The following is a 20,760-nucleotide window of genomic DNA, read 5'->3' as shown; positions in this document are numbered from 1 at the left end:
CACATTCCTACAGGCGGTACAGGGGGTGAAATGTGGGAGGGGCATTGCAAACGCAGGGAACGATAAGGGCCCAAGCTCGTCAGTTCCTTACAGACCCTGCTGAAGGAGCTTGCTGTTTTGCTGAATCCAAAGACTGCATTACTGCTCGTCGCGCTGCTGCTCTGCGGCAATGGCGCCCTGCAAGCCGCGGCAACGGCGCCCGCTGCCGAAACGCCGGCCAAGCCGGAACTGCTGGTAGAAGGCGGGCTGCTCGGGGCCATCAGTTCAAGCATCGACGACGTGCAGAACAAGCTCGACCTCGACCAGAACCTCATCGACGCCTGGCGCCTGCGTGCTGATCGCGCCGCGGACGAAGTAGGGCGCCTGGTAGACCAGACAGCCGCACGCTCGCCGTGGAGCGTGGCGGGCGATTTCCTGCTGTTGTCTGGGGTGTGGGTCGGTGCCTTTGCGGTCTTGACGATACTTGGGCGCCTGGTTGTGCAACGCTCGAGCCGCCGCCCATTCCTCGCGCGGCGCCAACGGCTGCAAGGCTTGCTGGGCTATGTAGTTCCCTACACGATTCCAGCGCTGATCTGCCTGCCGCTGACCCTTTATGTCAGTCACTTTTTACCCACGTCTGTCGGCCGAGCCCTGGCACTGTGTTTTGCCTACGCCACCAGCAGTGGCATCTTTTCCACCTCGCTGTTGCTGTGCGTCATTGTCATGTTCAACGTCGGCCACAAGCGGCCTGCCGTGCAGATCATTCGTGACTATTGCCCCAAGCCTCTATTCCTGATCGGCTTTCTCGCGGCCCTCAGCGATGCACTGACCAGCCCGCAAATCGCTCGTCAGTTGGGCGGCAATATCACCAGCAGCATTGCCGTGTTTACCGGCCTGTTTGCCGCGGTCATCTTTGGCGTACTGGTGGTACGCCTGCGGCGGCCGGTGGCCCATTTGATCCGCAACCGGCCGTTGGCCCAGCGTCTCAAACATCCAGCATTGCAACAGTCGCTGCGGGTGTTTTCCGGGCTCTGGTACTGGCCGATTCTGTTGATGGTGCTGGTGTCGGCGGTCAACCTGATCGGTGCCGGTGACGACAACCAAGAGGCCCTGCGCTGCGCGCTGCTCACCACCTTGTTACTGATCGGCACGGTGTTTCTCAGCACCGTGCTGCAACACCTGTTCAAGTCCCGCAGCCAGGTATCGATCCAACGCAGCAGCGCCTACAAGGAACGCTTCCTGAGTTTGCTGCACGCGATTTTGCGTATCGTCATGGCCATCGCGTTTATCGAGATACTCGGGCGTATCTGGGGCGTTTCGCTGTTCGAATTCGCCCAGCGCAACTCGGTGGGCCGGGCCATCAGTGATTCCCTCAGCAGTATCGGCCTGATCCTGTTGGTGACATGGCTGTTCTGGGTGGTGCTCGACACCGCGATTCAGGAAGCCCTCAAACCACCGGTGAATAAACGCTCCAGTCGCCAGCCCAGCACCCGGGTCAAAACCATCCTGCCGCTGCTGCGCAATGCAGTGAAGATCATCCTGGTGGTGATCTGCGCGATTACCACCATGGCCAACCTGGGCATCAATGTCGCGCCTTTGCTGGCGGGCGCCGGGGTGGTGGGACTGGCGATCGGTTTCGGTTCCCAGCAATTGGTGCAGGACGTGATTACTGGCCTGTTCATCATTATCGAAGACACCCTGTCCATCGGCGATTGGGTGGTGCTCGACTCTGGTCACGCCGGCACCGTGGAGGGCCTGACCATCCGCACCCTGCGCCTGCGTGACGGCAAGGGGTTTGTGCATTCGGTGCCGTTCGGGCAGATCAAGGCGGTCACCAACCAGTCGCGTCAATTCGCCTACGCGTTCTTCTCGGTGCAGTTCACCTACGACACTGACGTAGACAAGGCCGTGGAGCTGATCCGCGAGGCCGGCCAGTCGATCCGCGACGATGTGTTCCTCAAGTACAACCTGCAAGGGCCGTTGGAGGTGTTCGGGGTGGACAAGATGGACCTCAATGGCGTGGTGCTCACCGCGCAGTTCCGCACGGTTTCGGGTGGCCAATACGCAGTCAGCCGGGCGTTTAATCAGCGCTTGAAAAAGCTTGTGGATAACTGTGATGAGGTGCATTTTGCGCAAACTTATCCACAGCAGGTGTTGTTGCCTAAGCGTGTGGCGCAGGAGCATGAGCAGGATGCGGTGGTGTTGACGGAGCAGCCCAGGTCTCAATCATGAGGCCCTCAAGGTCAGCGCCTGATCAACTTCTCCTGCACCGCCTGCTGATCCACCTCCAACAAAACCTGCTGCTTGCCCCCTACCATCACCGCCGCCGGCACCCCATCACGGTACACAACCCGGTTACCGCTTACCGCTGGCACCTTGGCTCCCGGCAACAGCGTGCCGACAAGATTCAACGGATCCGCCCCACACACCGCGATTAAACTCCCGTCATGGGGCCGTCGCCGCACCTCGCGCAGCAACGGTATCGCCTCCGGCAATGCAAACTGCTCTCCCGCCAACCCACTGACAAACCGCCCGCCACGGATCTCGCCTCGCGCCTCCAACCGATGGAAAGTGCGCAGCAACTCGCGCCAATTCGGTAACCAATCCGCCTCGCGCTCCAGCAGCCGCCAGAACACCACGCCATAGCGGCGCAGCAGGGTCATCGCCACATGCTCCAAGGTCTCGGCCGTATGCGCGCCGGCGGCGGTCGCCGCGCGGCGAACCAAGGCCCAACGCCCGGCGTCGTCCATACCGCCGACAAACGCCCCGCGCCCACGTCGACTGCTGCGCGCCTGGCGTTTGCTGGCGGGGGTGGTCAAGGCGCGCAGGCCGGCGAAGCTGTCAGCATTCACCAAGCCGGCGCCTACCAATTCCTGCAAGGCTGTCTCCAGCTCGCTGCGCAGCAAATGGGCCTCGTGTACCAGTTCATCGAAAAACAGCGCGCCATGTTCGCGCAGGGCCAGATGGACCTTCTGCGTCTTGGGCGACAAGGTGGTGCTGTCGGTAGGCTCGGTCAGCCCGCTCCACAACGCTACCTGGCTACGGGGGAGCAAAACCACCGGGGTGCTGCGCAACGCCGTGGCGCCGGCCTTGTTGCTCAGGCGCGTCCAGACCAGCTTGCCGCTGCGGCACAGGTCATCGAGCCAGGTCGATGAGTAATCCTTGATGCGGGCGCTGAGCAGGTCTGTGTCCCAGGCTGACGTGGCGGCGGCATAGCCTTCGAACTGGCCGACGATTTGCGGCAACACGGCGCTGCCCTGGCCGCGGGTGCTGTCGGAGAGGTGTTGCCAATCGAACAGAAAGCGCATGAAATCCTGCAATGCCACCGGCTCGATTTCCCGGCGCAGGCGCTTGACCGTGTAGCGATGAATGCGCGCCAGCAAATGACGTTCGCACCATTGTTCTTCACCCACGCCGGGGCTGAAGTGACCGCGCAGCACGTAGCCTTCTTGTTCCAGGCGTGCCAGGGCCTGGGTAAGCGCCACCACCGGTAATGCCAGGGGCGCTGCGATCTCGACCAGGGTCAGTGGGCCGAAACCACTGAGGCGCGCACGCAGCACTTCCACCAGCGCGTCATCAAAGGACCAGGGCTCATCGAACCCCGGCAGCAACGGCAGATCGTTGGGATACAGCGCCTGCAAACAATTCAAGCGCTCTACGGCGACCCACATTCCGTTGGGCAACTGATAGGCCCGCCCGGCCTTGCGCAGTGCCTGCAACCATTGGGCCCATTGCGGCGTAACTTCGCCCGCTGCGATGCACGCCAGGCTCATCAACGCTTCATGCATTTCATCCAGGCCATTGGGCGCCGGCCAGGCTTCTTCGCGTACACCGGCGATGGCGTCGGCATCCAGGGCGCCCAAGTCGTCAGTGCTCTGCGGGTCGCTCCAGCGGCGGTTGAGCACGGCCTGGGTGCGGCGCTCTTCCAGGGGGGCGTCGTCGAGGAAGGTATAGGGTTTAGCGCTGAGGATTTCTGCGGCCATGGGCGAGGGCGCGGGCAGGTCGCGGCTGATCAACCGCACGTCGCCGCGTTCCATGCGCCGCAGCAGCGCCAGCCAGGCGTCGCTGTCCATGGCCTCGTGCAGGCAGTCGTCGAGGGTTTGCTCCACCAGCGGGTGGTGGGGGATTTCGCGTTCGCCGGCGAGGTTTTCCAGGCAGGCGAGTTGGTCGGGAAATACGCTGGCGATCAGGTCTTCGCTCTTCATACGCTGGATCTGCGGCGCCACCTTGCGCCCGCCGGTATAACGCGGCAGCGCCAGGGCCACGCCGGCATTCCAGCGCCAGCGCACACCGAACAGTGGCGCATCCAGCACGGCCTGGATCAAAATGTGCTCGGCACTGTTGCTGTTGAGGTAACGCCACACCTCATCCAGCGCGAAGCTGTGGCTGGTGGACAACGACAGCACGATGGCATTTTCACTGGCCGCCGCTTGCAGCTCGAAATTGAAGGTACGGCAAAAGCGCTTGCGCAAGGCCAGGCCCCAGGCGCGGTTGATGCGGCTGCCAAACGGCGTGTGGATGATCAGTTGGGTGCCGCCGGACGCATCGAAAAACCGTTCCATGATCAATGTGTCCTGGGACGGCAAGGCGCTCAGGGCCTGGCGCGACCGGGCGAGGTAATCCAACAATTGGTCGGCGCTGGCGACATTGAGGCCCAGGGTGCCGGTAAGCCAGTCGAGGGCCGGTTGCAGGTCGCCGGGCGTGGCGCCGAGCAAGCTGTCCAATTGCCCCTGCAAGCGGGCCACGGCCACCGATAACTCGTTGCTGCGCCCGGGGGCTTCACCCAACCAGAACGGAATGGTCGGGGGTTGGCCCTGGGCATCTTCGACCCGCACCTTGCCGGCTTCGACCCGTAGGATGCGATAGGAGGTATTGCCGAGCTGGAAGATATCCCCGGCGATGCTTTCCACCGCAAAGTCTTCGTTGACGCTGCCGATATTCAGGCTTTGCGGCTCCAGCAACACGCTGTAGTCGGCATTGTCGGGGATCGTGCCGCCGCTGGTTACCGCCGTGAGCCTGGCGCCACGGCGGCCGCGCAGGGTGTGGGCCACGGCGTCGCGGTGCAGGTAGGCGCTGCGCATGCCCTGGCGGCCGTTGTAGCCCTCGCTGAGCATCTGCAAAAGGGCCTGGTAGTGGCGTTCATCCAGTTCGGCGTAAGGCGCGGCGCGGTGGATAAGCGCCAGCAGCGCCTGTTCCGGCCATTCCTGGGCGCTGACCTCGGCGATGATCTGCTGGGCCAGTACATCGAGCGGTGCCACCGGAATATGCAAGGTATCCAGCTCGCCACGGCGCACGCAGTCGAGCAGCGCGGCGCACTCGATCAGGTCGTCGCGGGTGGTGGCAAACAGGCGCCCCTTGGGCGTGCCGCCGACCTGGTGCCCGGAACGGCCGACCCGTTGCAGGAAGCCGTTGATGGAACCGGGTGAGCCGATCTGGCACACCAGGTCCACTTCGCCGATATCAATCCCCAGCTCCAGGGACGCCGTGGCGATCAACACTTGCAGTTCGCCGGCCTTGAGGCGCTGTTCGGCGTCCAGGCGCATCTCCTTGGCCAGACTGCCGTGGTGAGCGGCCACGGCGGTCTTGCCCAGGCGCTCGCTCAAGTGCCGGGCCAGGCGTTCGGCCAGGCGCCGGGTGTTGACGAATACCAGGGTGGTGCGGTGTTCACGGGCCAATTGCGCGAGGCGATCGTAGACCAACTCCCACACGTCGTTGGCCATCACCGCCGAGAGCGGCACCGGCGGCACTTCGATCGCCAGGTCACGGGGGCGGGCGTGGCCGATATCCACAATGGCGCAATCACGTTCGGTGCCGACTAAAAAGCGTGCGACGGCTTCGATGGGTTTTTGCGTGGCCGACAAGCCGATACGGGTCAATGGCTCGGCACACAGCCCTTGCAGGCGCTCCAGGCTCAAGGCCAAGTGGCTGCCGCGCTTGCCAGCGGCGATGGCGTGGATCTCATCGACGATCACCGTACGTGTGCTGGCGAGCATGTGCCGGCCGGAATCCGAGCCGAGCAGCACGTAGAGCGATTCAGGAGTGGTTACCAGGATATGCGGTGCGCGTTTGCGCATCTGGGCGCGGTCTTTTTGCGGGGTGTCGCCGGTGCGCACAGCGGTGCGGATTACCAGCGGCGGCAGCCCCCGCTTCTCTAGATGTTCGGTAATGCCGGCCAGCGGATTTTGCAGGTTGATCTGGATATCGTTGGATAGCGCCTTGAGCGGCGACACATACACCACCAGGGTTTGGTCCGGCAGTTCGCCGCCGTTGGCCAGGCCTTGGTGCACCAGGTCGTCTAGCACTGCCAGGAAGGCCGTCAGCGTCTTGCCGGAGCCGGTGGGCGCGGCGATCAGCGTCGAGCGGCGCTGGCGGATCAACGGCCACGCCTGGGCCTGGGCGTTGGTCACCGAAGGAAAGGTACTACGGAACCAAGTGCTGACGGCGGGGTGAAAGCCGTGCAAACCCTTGTCCGTTGATTCGGGAAGGTTCATTCACCCTATATGCAACCGGCGGGGCCAAGTTGCAACCCCGCACTTTATCCGTGACGGTTGCGCTACAAACCCGCAAAATGCAACGATTCTGGCAACTACCTACGGCAAGGCGCACATGCTTGTCGTTAATAACCATCGTTCCAAACAGACCGGGCCTGCTCAATCTATGCGAATGCGCCTTATGTTACTGGGCGGCGGGAATGCCCTCGGGCAGGCGCTGATTCGCCTCGGTGCGGAGGAAGACATCGGTTTCCTCGCCCCCAAACCGCCCCAAGACGGCTGGGATGCCGCAAGCCTCACCCAATTGCTCGACGACACCCGTCCCGATGCGTTGATCAACCTCGCCTACTATTTCGACTGGTTCCAGGCCGAAGCCGTAAGCGAAACCCGCCTGGCCGGCCAGGAATTCGCCATCGAGCGCCTGGCCGAACTGTGCCAGCACCACAGCATCACCCTGCTGCAACCGTCCAGCTATCGTGTGTTCGATGGCTCCCGCGCCACGGCCTACAGCGAGAAAGACGAGCCGGTGCCCCTGGGCCTGCGCGGCCAGGCGTTGTGGCGTATCGAACAAAGCGTGCGCGCTACGTGCCCGCAGCATGTGCTGCTGCGGTTTGGCTGGCTGCTCGATGACAGCGTCGACGGCACCCTCGGGCGTTTCCTGGCCCGGGCCGAGAAACCCGATGAGTTACTGATGGCGGACGACCGGCGCGGCAATCCGACGCCGGTGGACGATGCGGCGCGGGTGATCATCTCGGTGCTCAAGCAACTCGATTGCGCCGCGCCGCTGTGGGGCACTTACCATTACGCCGGCCACGAGGCGACTACCCCGCTGGCGCTGGGGCAGGCGATTCTGACTGAAGCGCGCAACTTCCATCCGTTGGCCATCGAGTCCCCCACCGCCCAGGCCCACGCGGCGCGGCCGGACGCGGCAGAAGAACCGCAGCACGCGGTGTTGGCCTGCAAGAAAATCCTGCATACCTTCGGCATCAAGCCCAGGGCATGGCGGGCAGGGTTGCCGGCGTTACTGGATCGCTTCTACCGCCATAGCTGACACCCCAAAACCAAAAGTGGGAGGGGACTTATGTGGGAGCTGGCTTGCCTGCGATAGCATCACCTGGGTATCACTGATACACCGTGGTGTCTGCATCGCGGGCAAGCCCGGCTCCCACATAAGCCCCCTCCCACTTGGGTTATGCGGTGTGGCGTAAACGGGACTTAGAACTTGTAGCCGATACCCACCATGTAAACCATCGGGTCTACATCCACATTGACCTTGGCCCGAGTGCCTTGGCCCAGCGCGTTGTTATCCACAGTCGCCTTGGTGCTGATGTCGATATAGCGCGCCTGGGCGTTGATCATCCACTTGTCGTTGATCATGTAGTCGGCGCCGATCTGTGCAGCCCAACCCCAGGAGTTCTCGGCCTTGAAGTTGCTGAAGCCGGCCTGTTCGGCGCGGCTGCCCACGTGCTCGTCGTAGATCCAGGTGTAGTTGATACCGGCGCCCACATACGGCTGGAACGCGGACTTGTGGTCCAGCGGGTAGTACACGACGCTCAAGGTCGGCGGCAGGTGTTTCAGCGTGCCGAGCTTGCCGTTGGCGGCGCCGAGGGCGGTGTTCTTGATCTTCACGTCATGCTCGAACGGCGTGGCCGCAAGCAATTCGATGCCGACGTGGTCGGTGATCATGTAGGCGAAGTTCAAGCCCAATTGGGTGTCGCTGCTCATGGTCGCCTTGCCGCCCAGGTTGGTACCGGCCAATGGGCCCTGGTCAACCTTGACGCTGCTGCTGTCGGCCTTCGGGTTCACGGTAATTGCACCGGCGCGAACCAGAATGTCGCCCGCCTGGTGAGCGTGGGCGACGGGGGCGACGAGGGCGAGCGCGAAGAGGGACGCGCCGAGCAGAGACTTGTTCATGGGAGCTCCAAAGGACGTTTAAAAGTTGTACGTCCAATGGTAAAGATCGTTCCGTTCGGTCTTTTGACTCAGCTCAATGAAAGGGTGATCAGTCACTTTCGGCACTGATCAAAACCTGTGGGAGCTTCAGTGTGTTGCTGGTGGGGGTTATTCCTCCAGCTCGTACATATAAATCTTCTGGGCATCCATCTGGTAACCGGCATCGGCCAATTCGCTGGACGATGGCTTGACCTGCATCGCGCCTTCGATCCAGTACGGCTGATACAGCTCATCGAGCTTCACCCCCACCTCGCTTTTCACATGCACGATCTGGTTCGACGGCGGTGGCGGCACATGGATACAGGCGCCGAAATACGGCACCAGCAGAAACTCCGTGGTGCGGCCTTCTTCGCTGACTTCCAGCGGCACGATATACCCCGGCAAGCGAATGTGCTGGCCGTCCAGGCTCTGCACCACCGGCGCGTTGGGCAGGTCCTGCTTGGCTGCGGGCGCGGCCTCGACGGACAAGGCATCGGCCATGTTCGACAGGTCGTGCAGCGGCTTCATATTGGGCACTTCCGGCGGCGCATCCGGCGGGATCATCTCCTGCCAGGACAAATCCTTGGGCTGTTCATCCGCCCACACCGGAACGGCCGTCAGCAGCAACAGGGCAAACAGGGCACGACGCATCGAAGCCTTCCTCATAAACGGATGGACAGGCCATCGGCCAAAGATTGTCGATAGGCGCGCCACGCGGGCACGCTGCCCATCAACAGGGCGGCTGCCAGGATACCGGCGAGCAACGTCCATTCATATTCGCTCGGCCACGACATCGGCAGGTCCAGGCCGTAGTTGGCCTGCAAATAACCCCGTGATGCGGCTATGCACAGGTACAGCAACCCCAGGCCCGCCAACACGCCAGACAAGGCCAGGGCGAAGGCTTCGAAGATCAGCAGCGTTGCGATGTGCCAAGGCCGCGCACCCACCGACCGCAGGATCGCCATCTCGCGGCGACGCTCGTTAAGGCTGGTGAGGATCGCCGTGAGCATGCCGATCAAACCGGTCAGCACCACAAACAGCGAAATCACGAACAAGGCTTTTTCGGCGGTGCCCATCATGCTCCACAGCTCTTGCAACGCCACGCCTGGCAGGATCGCCAGCATTGGCTCGCCACGGAATTCATTGATCTCTCTTTGCAAGGCAAAGGTGGAAATCTTGTTGTTCAGGCCGAGCATGAACGCGGTAATGGCTTGCGGCGTCAGGTCCATATTGCGGGCCTGGTCGGCACTGATGCGGCCTTTGCCCTGGGCCGGCACGCCGTTGTGCCAGTCGATATGAATCGCTTCCATGCCGCCGAGGCTGATATGCAGCGTGCGGTCCACCGGCGTGCCGGTGCGCTTGAGAATGCCGACCACTGTGAACGGTTTGTCGTCATGCTTGACCAGGCTGACCACCGCCACGCCGTGGGCCAGCACCAGCTTGTCACCGAGCTTGTAATGCAGTGCGTCGGCCACTTCGGCGCCGAGCACCACTTCGAATGGGTCGGTGGCGAAGGCGCGGCCGTTGGCCAGCGCGAGGTTTTGCTTTCGCCCGTACTGGTAGTGCTCGAAATAGGATTCGTTGGTGCCCATCACCCGGTAGCCGCGATGGGAGTCGCCGAGGGAAATGGGAATCGCCCATTTCACTTGAGGGCTGGCGGCGAAGTGCTCGTAGCTGTCCCAACGGATGTTGTTGGTAGCGTTGCCGATGCGGAACACCGAGTACAGCAGCAGGTTGACCGAGCCGGAGCGGGCACCGACGATCAGGTCGGTACCGCTGATGGTGCTGGCGAAACTGTTGCGCGCCTCGACGCGCACACGCTCCACCGCGAGCAGCAAGCAGACGGAAAGCGCGATGGCAAACGCAGTGAGGATCGCGGTGAAGCGGCGGTTAGCCAGACTGGCCATGGCTAGACGGAACAGATACATCTCAAACCTCTGCGGGCATGGCGGCGCGATTGAGTTCGGCCAGCGACAGGTTGCGGTCGAACAGCGGCGCCAGGCTCTGGTCATGGCTGACAAACAACAGGCTGGCGCCCGCTTCGCGGCATTCTGCGAACAGCAACTGCAGGAAGGCTTCGCGGGCGTCGTAGTCCAGGGCCGAGGTGGGTTCGTCGGCAATCACCAGTTCTGGCTGGCCGATCAGCGCTCGGGCAGCGGCCACCCGTTGTTGCTGGCCAATGGACAGCGAATCGGCGCGGCGTTCCAGCAGGCTCGGGTCCTTCAAACCCAGGTGCGCTAGCAAGGCCGCGGCGGCCTGGTCGACACTGCCGTGGCGCTGTTTGGCCCGTTGCGCGCGCAGCTTGGAAAAGTGGCAAGGCAGCTCGACGTTTTCGCGTACTGACAGAAACGGCAGCAAGTTGAACTGCTGGAAGATATAACCGGTGTGGTCCACACGGAAACGGTCACGAGCGCCGGCCGAGAGTTCGGTCAACTCCTGGCCGAGCAGGCGGATGCTGCCTTGGCTGGGTTTCTGCACGCCTCCCAACAGCCCGAGCAAAGTGGTCTTGCCACTGCCGCTCGGGCCCTTGAGGAACAGGGTTTCGCCGGGTTCCAGGCGGAACGCGGGGATGTCCAGCAACCGCGGGTGCCCGGGCCAGTTGAAGCCCAGGTCGGACAGTTCGATTAACGCTTGAGTCATGGGAAGTCAGTGTCGCCTGGTAGTCGAAAATGGCGCCGATCCACTGTGGGAGCTGGCTTGCCTGCGATGGCATCGCTACGGTGTGCCTGCTGCACCGCATCGCCTGTATCGCAGGCAAGCCAGCTCCCACAGGGACTGTGCTTTCAAGTCAGAACTTCAGGGTGGCGGCGGTGGCCGTCGCGTCAACACCTTGCTGACCGCTCGGGCCGATCAGTTGTACCTGAATTTTCTGGGTGGCGGGGAAGGTCTTGAACACTTGGCTCAAGTCCAGGTTGCCCAGGGCCGTCGGCGTGGCGCAGGTGAACTGGTAATGGGCGTGGATTTCACTGTGGTCGTGATCATGCTTGTGGGCGGCGGCGCCTTTGCCGTCGGTGGCGTGGTCATCGTCGTCATGCCCGGCTTCTGGTTTGTCACCGAACAACGGGCTGTTGAGTTCCTGGCTGCTGACCACGCAACCTGCGGCCTTGGGCAGGTTGAACAGTGCCGATGGATTTTCCAGTTGCTTGCGCACGGCGGCGACCTTGGCTTTGTCGGCGGCGCTGGTCGCTACATGTTCGAAACCCACCAGGTTCATGGCCGGGCTGTCCAGTTCCAGCTCCAGGGCCTGGCCGTCCAGTACGGCATTCAGGCGCCCGACGCCATGTTCATGGGCGCCGAGGCTGCCGTGCTCGTGGTCATGGTCTTCATGGGCATGAGCGACAGCCAGTGGCAGCAGGGCAAACGGCAAAGCAAGCAGCAAACGGCGCATGAGAGGGCTCCAGGATGAAAGTTTTGTTATGTGATCTTATAACAATTGATCCGAGAGTTTGACCGCCCGCTTGGTGTTGCGCAAGCTGCATGGGAGCATGCCCGTCAGAAAAATGCAGGAGTAAGGACGATGTTGCGAATTCGTGGAACCATCGGCGACCTGCCGGTGGACTTGACCCTGGAGCTGGACGACGGCGATTGGGCGCGATTGGGTGCCCAACTGCAGGCCACCCCAACGCCCAGCGCGCCCACTGCGGCTCCGGTCAAACAGAACGAGGACCTGTGGCAGAACGCCCAGGATTTGCTGCGCAAGGCCGGACAACTCAATGGTCTGGAATTGCTCGATCAACTCGAAGGCTTGGCTGGCGATGCCGGGGCGGGCAAGCGCCTGCTGGTGCGCCTGCGCCACAGCGCCAAGGTGAAGGTGAGCAGCGGCGGGGATACGCCGCTGTACAGTTGGATCGGTGATTAATACAACGCGGCAAACAACTTGCGGCGGTACACCGTGACCAGCGGGTGATCATTGCCCAGCAATTCGAACACTTGCAGCAAGGTCTTGTGGGGCAGGCCTTCGCTGTAGCTGCGATTGCGGATAAACAACTTGAGCAAACCTTCCAGCGCCGCGTCGTATTGCTGGCGCGCCAGTTGCTGGATCGCCAACTGATAGGCCGCTTCGTCATCCTGCGGGTTTTGCGCCAGGCGGCTTTTCAGCTCGGCAGCGTCCGGCAAATCCGCCGCCTGGCGCAGGAAGGTGATTTGCGCCTTGGCCCCGGCCAGGGCGGCCTTATGGTCGTCGCTCTTGACCGCGTCGAGCACGGCCTGGGCTTCACCCAGCTCACCGCGCTCGGCCAGGCAGCGTGCATAGAGGATCAGGGCGGCGGCGTTGGTATTGTCCTCGCCCAACAATTGCACCAGCAACGCTTCGGCCTCGCTGATGCGCCCTTCGCTGAACAGCGCCTGAGCCTGCTCCAACGGGTCCGCCGCAGCCGGCGGTGGCATTTGCACATGGGGCTCCAGCATCGCCCGCACGGCCGACTCCGGCTGTGCGCCGGCAAAGCCGTCCACCGGTTGGCCATCCTTGAACAGCACCACCGTCGGCAGGCTTTGAATGCCAAAACGCGCCACGATGTCCTGTTCGGCTTCGCAGTCGATCTTGGCGAGCAGCAACTCACCCTGATAACTCTCGGCAATCTTCGCCAGCATTGGCATCAGTGCTTTGCAGGGTGCGCACCACTCGGCCCAGAAATCGACCAATACGGGCTTTTCGAAGGAGTTCTGGATAACGGCCTGATCGAAGTTGGCGGTGGTGACGTCGAAGATGTACGGCGTGGGCTCACTCATGGGGCGTCTCGAATAAAGCGGGAATGGGGGCAACTATAAGGGCTGGCGAGGTTGGCTGAAAGCATCGTGGTAGCTCCCACCTTGAAATGCATTCCCCTGTGGGAGCCGGCTTGCCCGCGATGGCCTCAAGCACGCCGCGAATGGTACAGGCTCACCTTGCGAAACTCCCACGGCTCGGCCAGGTCTGGCAGGGTCAAGGCCTCGAGGATCTCCAGCCGCTGGTAATCCGGATGCTGGAAATCCCGTACCCGCGAATCCGCCACCAGCGCTTCGCGGCCACGGGTGAGGAACTGATCCAGCAACGGCAGGTTGGCGCGGTCATAGAGCACGTCGGCCACCAGAATCAGGTCGAAGCGGTCGGCTTCGGCAAAAAAGTCTGCCGAATAACTCAGCGCCACCTGGTTGAGTTCGGCATTCGCACGGCAAGCGGCCAAGGCCAGTGGGTCCAGGTCGCAGGCCACCACCTCCAGGGCGCCAGCCTTGACGGCGGCGATCCCGGCTACGCCCGAACCTGCGCCGAAATCCAGCACGCGTTTGCCGGCGACCCACTCAGGATGCGCTGCCAGGTAACGCGCCAACGCCAGGCCGCTGGCCCAGCAAAAACTCCAGTAGGGCGGCTCATGCAGGATACGCCGGGTTTCTTCCTGGCTGAAGGCACGGTCCATGTTGTCGGCGTCCAGCAACCACAACGACAACGCGGTACCCGGCAAGGGGCAGGGCACCAATTGCGCATCGCCAATCAACGCGCTCAAGGCGTGTTGCAGGCCCAGCGGTGGCGTCATGGCGCCTTGACGAGTTGCAGGGGGCCGGTGCTCTGGGTGATCGCCTGGGTGACGCGCACGGCAGGCAGATGCAGGATCAGCTGGCCGGACTGGCTGGCGCGGCCGCGCAATTCCACGCGGGCACCGGCCGGGAAGGCTTCAGGGTTGAAGCGCAGGCGGAAGGCCAAGGGCTTGCCGTTGCCGCTCAGTACGCTGCTGGCGAGCAGTTGCTGCGGGCGCGAACGGTCGTCGATCACCAAGAGCGCCATCTCGACTTCGGCACCGGCGGGCACGTTGGTCAGGCTGCCGCTGATTTCGCGCTGATAGGCGGGCAGGGGGCCGAGGTCTTCAATGCCCGGGACTTTTTTCTCTTGCGCCGGTGTTGGTTGAGGCGCGGCCGGCTTGGGGGCTTCGCTGCTGCAGGCGACCAGAAAACTGAACAGGCTGAGTAGAACGAGTGGTCGTAACTGCATGTACGGCTCCAGAAAGGACAAAATCCGTGGCTTAAAAATATGAAACATATAAGCCTGCCTATATACCGTAAAGGCTATGGCTTGTCTTGCCACAGGGATGCGCTACCATGGCCCTCCCATTTTTTGTTGCCTGCCAACCATGCACTGTCCCTTCTGCGGTGCCAACGACACCAAGGTCATCGACTCGCGTCTGGTCGCCGAGGGCGACCAAGTGCGTCGCCGGCGCGAATGCCTGGCCTGTGGTGAACGTTTCACCACCTTCGAAACCGCCGAACTGGTGTTGCCGCGTCTGATCAAGTCCGACGGCAGCCGCCAGCCTTTCGACGAAGAAAAACTGCGCGCCGGTATGCAGCGCGCCCTGGAAAAGCGCCCGGTGAGTGTCGAGCGCCTGGAAGCGGCGCTGGTGCATATCAAGCACAAGCTGCGGGCGACCGGCGAGCGCGAGGTCAAGAGCCTGGTGGTCGGTGAGCTGGTGATGGGCGAGCTGCAAAAGCTCGACGAAGTCGCCTATATCCGTTTCGCTTCGGTGTATCGACGCTTCCAGGACCTCAATGAATTCCGCGAAGAGATCGACCGCCTGGCCCGTGAGCCCTCCAAACAATGACATCTGAACAGGCTGTGCTCGACGCCCACTACATGGCCCGTGCCCTCGAATTGGCGCGCAAGGGCCTGTACACCACCCACCCCAACCCGCGGGTTGGCTGCGTGATCGTGCGTGACGGGCAGATTGTCGGCGAAGGCTGGCATGAGCGCACCGGCGAGCCCCATGCCGAGCCCAATGCCCTGCGCGCCGCTGGCGACAAGGCCCGTGGCGCGACGGTGTACGTGACCCTTGAACCGTGCAGCCATCATGGCCGTACGCCGCCCTGTGCCGATGCGCTGGTGACCGCCGGCGTCGCGCGGGTGGTGGCCGGCATGCAGGACCCGAACCCCGAAGTGGCTGGCCGAGGCATGCAACGCCTGGCCCAAGCCGGTATCGAGGTGCGTAGCGGTGTGCTGGAAACCGAAGCGCGGGCGCTTAACCCCGGCTTCCTCAAGCGCATGGAGCACGGTCTGCCGTTTGTGCGGGTCAAGCTGGCGATGAGCCTGGACGGCCGCACGGCGATGGCCAGCGGCGAAAGCCAATGGATCACCGGCCCCGCCGCCCGTGCTGCGGTGCAACGCTTGCGTGCCGAGGCCAGTGTGGTGTTGACCGGTGCCGACACGGTACTGGCCGACGGTGCCCGCTTGACCGTACGCGCCGCCGAACTGGGCCTGGACGACGCAACCACCGCCCTGGCCATGTCGCGCCCGCCGTTGCGCGTGCTGATCGATGGCCGCCTGCGGGTGCCGCTCAACGCACCGTTCTTCAAGGCCGGCCCGGCATTGGTCATCACCTGCGTGACTCCGGAAAACCAGTTCCCCCGCGGCCCTGAGTGCCTTGTGGTTCCAGGTGTGGAGGGCCAGGTTGACCTGCGCTCGGCATTGGTCGCCCTGGCTGCCCGTGGCGTCAACGATGTGTTGGTGGAAGCCGGCCCAAGCCTGGCCGGCGCGTTTGCCCAACAAGGCCTGGTGGATGAATACGTGATATTCATCGCCGGCAAGTTCCTCGGCTCCGCTGCCCGCCCGTTGCTGGACTGGCCGCTTGATAAGTTGGCCGATGCTCCCCAACTCAAGATCACCGAAATGCGCGCTGTGGGCGACGACTGGCGAGTCACTGCCATCCCCGTCCCAGCAGTGAGCGTATAATTCCCGGCCTGCGCTTGAGCGTCAGCCCCCTCGTTTTCAGGAGAACGAAATGTTCACCGGCATTATCGAATCCATCGGCAGCATCCGTGCAATGACCCCCAAAGGCGGGGATGTCCGCCTGCTGGTTGAAACCGGCAAGCTGGACCTCGGCGACGTCAAGCTGGGCGACAGCATCGCCGTCAGCGGCGTGTGCCTGACCGTCATCGAGCTGCCGGGCAACGGCTTTGCTGCCGATGTCAGCCGGGAAACCCTGGACTGCACCGCGATGAACGATCTTGCGGCCGGCAGCCCGGTCAACCTGGAAAAAGCCCTGACGCCCACCACGCGCCTGGGCGGTCACCTGGTCAGCGGCCACGTCGACGGTGTCGGCGAAGTGGTAGCCCGCAGCGAAAACGCCCGCGCGGTGGAATTCCGCATCCGCGCGCCCAAAGAGCTGGCCAAGTACATCGCCCACAAAGGCTCGATCACCGTCGACGGCACCAGCCTGACCGTGAACGCCGTGAATGGCGCCGAATTTGAACTGACCATCATTCCCCACACCCTCAGCGAAACCATCATGGCCTCGTACCAGCCGGGTCGCCGGGTGAACCTGGAAGTGGACTTGCTTGCCCGTTACCTGGAGCGCCTGTTGCTGGGCGAAAAGGCCGCAGAGCCTGCATCAGGCAACATCACCGAAAGTTTTCTGGCCGCTAACGGCTACCTGAAATCCTGACCAAGGGGGTGCCGCGTGGCGCTCAATAGCATCGAAGAACTGGTTGAAGACATCCGCCAAGGCAAGATGGTCATCCTCATGGATGACGAAGATCGCGAGAACGAAGGCGATATCATCATGGCCGCCGAAGCGTGCAAGCCCGAGCACATCAACTTCATGGCCAAGCACGCCCGTGGGCTGATCTGCATGCCCATGAGCCGCGAACGCTGCGAATTGCTCAAGCTGCCGTTGATGGCGCCGCGCAATGGCTCGGGTTTCGGCACCAAGTTCACCGTATCCATTGAAGCCACCACGGGCGTCACCACCGGCATTTCCGCCGCTGACCGCGCCCGCACCGTGCAAGCCGCCGCCGCGAAAGACGCCAAGGCCGAAGATATCGTGAGCCCCGGCCACATCTTCCCGCTGATGGCCCAACCGGGCGGTACCCTGGCCCGTGCCGGCCACACCGAAGCCGCCTGCGACCTGGCGCGCATGGCCGGTTTCGAGCCAAGCGGGGTGATCTGCGAAGTGATGAACGACGATGGCACCATGGCCCGTCGTACTGAACTCGAAGCCTTTGCCGCCGAGCACAACCTCAAGATCGGCACCATCGCCGACCTGATTCACTACCGCATGATCCACGAACGTACCGTTCAGCGGATTGCCGAGCAGCCCCTGGACAGCGAACTGGGCCAATTCAATTTGGTGACCTACCGTGATTCAGTGGAAGGCGACGTGCACATGGCCCTGACCCTGGGCAACATTTGCGCCGAAGAACCGACCCTGGTACGCGTCCATAACATGGACCCACTGCGTGACCTGTTGATGGTCAAGCAGCCCGGTCGCTGGAGCCTGCGGGCCGCCATGGCTGCGGTTTCCGAGGCTGGCAGCGGTGTGGTGCTGTTGCTCGGCCACCCGCTGGACGGTGATGTATTGCTGGCGCATATCCGCGAAACCGCTGACGCCGTGCCGGTGAAAAAACCGACCACCTACAGCATCGTCGGTGCCGGTTCGCAGATCCTGCGCGACCTGGGTGTGCGCAAAATGCGCCTGATGAGCGCACCGATGAAATTTAATGCGATATCCGGATTCGACCTGGAAGTTGTAGAATACGTGCCCTCCGAATAAAGGCCGGCGATTTTTGCCCCTTGTTCGCGGTTAAATCATCACTGAGGGACGCACTTTTCGCGTCCCGGCTCTTTAAGAGATTTGTCGAATGACCCTGAAGACCATCGAAGGTACCTTCATCGCCCCCAAAGGCCGCTATGCCCTGGTGGTTGGCCGCTTCAACAGCTTCGTGGTTGAGAGCCTGGTAAGCGGTGCGGTTGACGCCCTGGTTCGCCACGGTGTGAGCGAGAGCGATATCACCCTTATCCGCGCGCCTGGCGCCTTCGAAATTCCACTGGTTGCGCAAAAAGTTGCTCAGCAGGGTGAATACGCGGCGATCATCGCCCTGGGCGCGGTCATTCGTGGCGGCACCCCGCACTTCGAATACGTGGCCGGCGAATGCACCAAGGGCCTGGCCCAGGTGTCCATGGAATTCGGCGTGCCAGTCGCTTTCGGCGTACTGACCGTTGATTCCATCGAGCAAGCCATCGAGCGTTCCGGCACCAAAGCCGGTAACAAAGGCGCTGAAGCTGCCTTGTCCGCCCTGGAAATGGTCAGCCTGCTGTCGCAGTTGGAGGCCAAGTGATTTCCGACGAAAGCGATCAGTTCAACCCTCAGGACCCGCGTCCTGCCGATGCCGGCAAACCGTCCAAGAGCGAGAAGCGCCGCAAGGCGCGTCAACTCGCGACCCAGGCGCTGTACCAGCGTCACCTGGCGGGCGCTTCGCTGAACGAAATCGAGGCACAGTTTCGCGTCGATAACGATTTCACCTTCGCCGACCAGAGCTACTTCCACGACATCCTGCACGGCGTGCACGCCAACCTGACCGAGATCGACACAGCCCTGGCGCCATGCCTGGACCTGACCATCGAAGAGCTCGACCCGGTTGAGCTGTGCGTGATGCGCCTGTCTACCTGGGAGTTGCTCAAGCGCGTTGACGTGCCGTACCGCGTCGTGATCAACGAAGGCATCGAGCTGGCGAAAGTCTACGGTTCGACCGACGGCCACAAGTTCGTCAACGGCGTGCTCGACAAGCTGGCCCCGCGCCTGCGTGAAGCCGAAGTGAAGGAACACAAGCGCTAATCTGCGCTTGATTCCTCAATGGGTGAGTTTGAGCTGATCCGCACATACTTCGCCGCCGCGCCCTGTGCGCAAGGTGGCGAAGGCATTGCCCTGGGGATCGGCGACGACTGCGCCTTGCTGGCGCTTCCCGCCGGGGAGCAACTGGCAGTCTCCACCGATACGCTGGTGGCTGGCGTGCATTTTGCCGACCCCTGTGACCCGTTCCTGCTCGGCCAGCGCTCGCTGGCCGTGGCGGTGAGCGACCTGGCCGCCATGGGCGCCCACCCCCTCGCCTTTACCCTTGCCCTGACCACGCCGAGCGTCGAAGCCGATTGGCTGCAACGCTATGCCCAAGGTTTGAATGCCATGGCGCAAAACTGCGGCGTGGGCCTGGTGGGCGGCGATACCACCCGTGGGCCGCTGAGCCTGACCCTGACCGTGTTCGGCCGCGTGCCGGCTGGCCAGGCCTTGACGCGCAGCGGTGCACAGCCGGGCGACCTGCTGTGTGTCGGCGGCGAGTTAGGCAATGCCGCTGGCGCGTTGCCGCTGGTATTGGGGCAACGCACGGCTGACGCAGCAATCGCCGAGCCGCTGCTGGCGCATTACTGGTCGCCGCAACCGCAGTTGGCCCTGGGGCTTGCGCTGCGGGGCAAGGCGACAGCGGCGATGGATATCTCCGATGGGCTGTTGGCCGACTGTGGGCATATCGCCAAGGCGTCAGCGGTGCGCCTGGTGGTTGAGCGCCACCGGTTGCCGTTGTCCGAGGCCTTGCTGGCGTTTGTTGGTGAAGACCAGGCTCACGTGGCGGCGTTGAGTGGGGGCGACGACTATGTGCTGGCGTTCACCTTGCCACCGTCCGAGTTAGCGCCGTTGCAGGCGGATGGCTGGCCGGTGCATGTGGTCGGCCGGGTCGAAGCGGGGCAGGGCGTAACGCTGCTCGACGTCCACGGCCAAGACATCACCCCGGCTGTGCGCGGCTACCAGCATTTTCGCCAGACGCCCTAAGCCGGCGGTCTGCGCTACCCTTTATACGATTATCCCAAGTAAGAGGCCGTGACTATGGCTGCATGCCGCTGGCTGCTGATCGTGCTGTGTACCTTCGCTTCCCTGGCCCAGGCGGACACTCCCATGCCCGGCAAAATCGTGCTGGCCAGTGAGGAGTGGAACGACTACACCAACAAAGATGGCAGCGGCCTGGCCTGGGACCTGTTGCGCCAAGTCTTTGAACCGGCTGGCATCACCGTGCACATCCGCAGCGTACCCTATACCCGCTCGGTCGGTCTGGCCCAGCGTGGTGAGGTGGATGGTTGTGTCGGCACCTATCGCGATGAGGCCAGCGGTGTGTTGTACCCCCGCAGGAACTTCGACGCCGATCATGTCTACGCCCTCGGGTTGGCCACTGCGCCGACACCGACCCTGGCGACCTTGGGCAACTATCGCCTGGCCTGGGTGCGCGGCTATAAATACGAGGAATACCTGCCCACCGTGCGCCGCTTCAACCAGATCGAGCGGCGCAGCGGCATTCTGCCAATGCTGCAACACGGCCGTGCCGATTTTTATATCGACGCCCTCACCGAAGCCAAATACGTGCTCAGCCAGGCGCAAGACCCGGCGCTGTTCAAACTCACCCATATTGCTGAACTGCCGCTCTACGTAGGCTTTGCCGACACCGCGCGCGGCAGGGCATCGATGGCCATGTATGACCAGCGTTTGGGCATCCTGGTCCAGACCGGTGAGCTGAAAGCGATTTTCGAACGCTGGAAACAGCCGTATCCGTTCTGACGCCCATAGAACTGACTCAAAGGCCA

20 protein-coding genes are annotated in these 20,760 nt (G+C 62.9%); 11 read left to right on the top strand and 9 right to left on the bottom strand.

All coding sequences use genetic code 11. The features are described from left to right. The first annotated feature begins 117 nt into the window (after positions 1-117). Complete coding sequence (locus GH769_RS21675) at positions 118-2,211, top strand: mechanosensitive ion channel family protein (protein WP_032904137.1); 2,094 nt, start codon at positions 118-120, stop codon at positions 2,209-2,211. 11 nt (positions 2,212-2,222) lie between these two features. Here the strand turns inward: GH769_RS21675 and GH769_RS21670 are convergent, their stop codons facing one another. Further along, positions 2,223-6,470, bottom strand: a complete 4,248-nt coding sequence (locus GH769_RS21670; RefSeq protein ID WP_032904138.1) for a DEAD/DEAH box helicase — start codon at positions 6,468-6,470, stop codon at positions 2,223-2,225. Between the two features lie 166 nt (positions 6,471-6,636). On the opposite strand from GH769_RS21670, the gene GH769_RS21665 reads away from it, so the two are divergent. After that, positions 6,637-7,521, top strand: a complete 885-nt coding sequence (locus tag GH769_RS21665; protein ID WP_072435451.1) for a sugar nucleotide-binding protein — start codon at positions 6,637-6,639, stop codon at positions 7,519-7,521. A gap of 164 nt (positions 7,522-7,685) precedes the next feature. Here the strand turns inward: GH769_RS21665 and GH769_RS21660 are convergent, their stop codons facing one another. The 5 genes from GH769_RS21660 to GH769_RS21640 form a co-directional block, all read right to left on the bottom strand. After that, entirely contained in the window at positions 7,686-8,384 is a 699-nt protein-coding gene (locus GH769_RS21660; protein WP_014720136.1) for an OmpW family protein, read from the bottom strand. A 147-nt stretch (positions 8,385-8,531) separates the two neighbouring features. Then, on the bottom strand, positions 8,532-9,053 hold the full coding sequence (locus GH769_RS21655; RefSeq protein ID WP_020302441.1) for a DUF3299 domain-containing protein: 522 nt from the start codon (positions 9,051-9,053) through the stop codon (positions 8,532-8,534). Positions 9,054-9,064: 11 nt separating this feature from the next. Continuing rightward, a complete protein-coding gene (locus GH769_RS21650; protein WP_020302440.1) occupies positions 9,065-10,330 on the bottom strand; it encodes an ABC transporter permease in 1,266 nt (421 codons plus the stop codon). Position 10,331: 1 nt separating this feature from the next. Beyond that, a complete protein-coding gene (locus GH769_RS21645; RefSeq protein ID WP_014720133.1) occupies positions 10,332-11,042 on the bottom strand; it encodes an ABC transporter ATP-binding protein in 711 nt (236 codons plus the stop codon). 148 nt (positions 11,043-11,190) lie between these two features. Continuing rightward, complete coding sequence (locus tag GH769_RS21640) at positions 11,191-11,790, bottom strand: DUF2796 domain-containing protein (protein ID WP_032904139.1); 600 nt, start codon at positions 11,788-11,790, stop codon at positions 11,191-11,193. A 129-nt stretch (positions 11,791-11,919) separates the two neighbouring features. Here GH769_RS21640 and GH769_RS21635 point away from each other — a divergent pair, with 129 nt between their 5' ends. After that, positions 11,920-12,261, top strand: coding sequence for a hypothetical protein (locus GH769_RS21635; protein WP_003194591.1), 342 nt, complete (start codon positions 11,920-11,922; stop codon positions 12,259-12,261). On the opposite strand, the gene trxA is transcribed toward GH769_RS21635, so the two are convergent. The 3 genes from trxA to GH769_RS21620 all read right to left on the bottom strand — a co-directional run bounded on the left by trxA (position 12,258) and on the right by GH769_RS21620 (position 14,364). Next, positions 12,258-13,130 (bottom strand): thioredoxin, encoded by an 873-nt coding sequence (trxA, locus tag GH769_RS21630; RefSeq protein ID WP_019818859.1) that lies wholly within the window; start codon positions 13,128-13,130, stop codon positions 12,258-12,260. The genes GH769_RS21635 and trxA overlap by 4 nt on opposite strands. 125 nt (positions 13,131-13,255) lie before the next feature. Next, complete coding sequence (locus GH769_RS21625) at positions 13,256-13,912, bottom strand: methyltransferase (RefSeq protein WP_014720130.1); 657 nt, start codon at positions 13,910-13,912, stop codon at positions 13,256-13,258. Beyond that, entirely contained in the window at positions 13,909-14,364 is a 456-nt protein-coding gene (locus GH769_RS21620; protein WP_003194586.1) for a YbaY family lipoprotein, read from the bottom strand. Before GH769_RS21620 ends, GH769_RS21625 begins: the two co-directional genes overlap by 4 nt. 139 nt (positions 14,365-14,503) lie before the next feature. Between GH769_RS21620 and nrdR the strand changes: the two genes are divergently transcribed. The 8 genes from nrdR to GH769_RS21580 all read left to right on the top strand — a co-directional run bounded on the left by nrdR (position 14,504) and on the right by GH769_RS21580 (position 20,734). Then, on the top strand, positions 14,504-14,968 hold the full coding sequence (nrdR, locus tag GH769_RS21615; protein WP_019818855.1) for a transcriptional regulator NrdR: 465 nt from the start codon (positions 14,504-14,506) through the stop codon (positions 14,966-14,968). Then, the gene (gene ribD, locus GH769_RS21610; protein WP_019818853.1) at positions 14,965-16,092 is read left to right on the top strand and encodes a bifunctional diaminohydroxyphosphoribosylaminopyrimidine deaminase/5-amino-6-(5-phosphoribosylamino)uracil reductase RibD; all 1,128 of its coding nucleotides are present in this window, start codon (positions 14,965-14,967) and stop codon (positions 16,090-16,092) included. The genes nrdR and ribD overlap by 4 nt, the downstream gene beginning before the upstream one ends. A 49-nt stretch (positions 16,093-16,141) precedes the next feature. After that, positions 16,142-16,804 carry a riboflavin synthase gene (locus GH769_RS21605; protein WP_014720128.1) on the top strand — a complete coding sequence of 221 codons (663 nt, stop codon included), beginning with the start codon at positions 16,142-16,144 and terminating at the stop codon, positions 16,802-16,804. Positions 16,805-16,819: 15 nt separating this feature from the next. Then, positions 16,820-17,911 (top strand): bifunctional 3,4-dihydroxy-2-butanone-4-phosphate synthase/GTP cyclohydrolase II, encoded by a 1,092-nt coding sequence (gene ribBA, locus GH769_RS21600; RefSeq protein WP_003194579.1) that lies wholly within the window; start codon positions 16,820-16,822, stop codon positions 17,909-17,911. An 88-nt stretch (positions 17,912-17,999) separates the two neighbouring features. Next, positions 18,000-18,476 carry a 6,7-dimethyl-8-ribityllumazine synthase gene (gene ribE / locus GH769_RS21595; RefSeq protein WP_003194576.1) on the top strand — a complete coding sequence of 159 codons (477 nt, stop codon included), beginning with the start codon at positions 18,000-18,002 and terminating at the stop codon, positions 18,474-18,476. Next, on the top strand, positions 18,473-18,973 hold the full coding sequence (nusB, locus tag GH769_RS21590; RefSeq protein WP_014720126.1) for a transcription antitermination factor NusB: 501 nt from the start codon (positions 18,473-18,475) through the stop codon (positions 18,971-18,973). The genes ribE and nusB overlap by 4 nt, the downstream gene beginning before the upstream one ends. A gap of 18 nt (positions 18,974-18,991) precedes the next feature. After that, positions 18,992-19,957 (top strand): thiamine-phosphate kinase, encoded by a 966-nt coding sequence (gene thiL, locus GH769_RS21585; protein ID WP_032904140.1) that lies wholly within the window; start codon positions 18,992-18,994, stop codon positions 19,955-19,957. Positions 19,958-20,011: 54 nt separating this feature from the next. Beyond that, positions 20,012-20,734: an ABC transporter substrate-binding protein gene (locus GH769_RS21580; RefSeq protein WP_032904141.1), complete on the top strand. Its 723-nt coding sequence runs from the start codon at positions 20,012-20,014 to the stop codon at positions 20,732-20,734. Positions 20,735-20,760 lie beyond the last annotated feature (26 nt).

Source organism: Pseudomonas sp. CFSAN084952, from assembly GCF_009648855.1.
In the GTDB taxonomy this organism is placed as follows: domain Bacteria; phylum Pseudomonadota; class Gammaproteobacteria; order Pseudomonadales; family Pseudomonadaceae; genus Aquipseudomonas; species Aquipseudomonas paracarnis.
The sequence above is the reverse complement of the archived record's forward strand: the minus strand, read 5'-3'. Positions and strand labels throughout refer to the sequence as shown.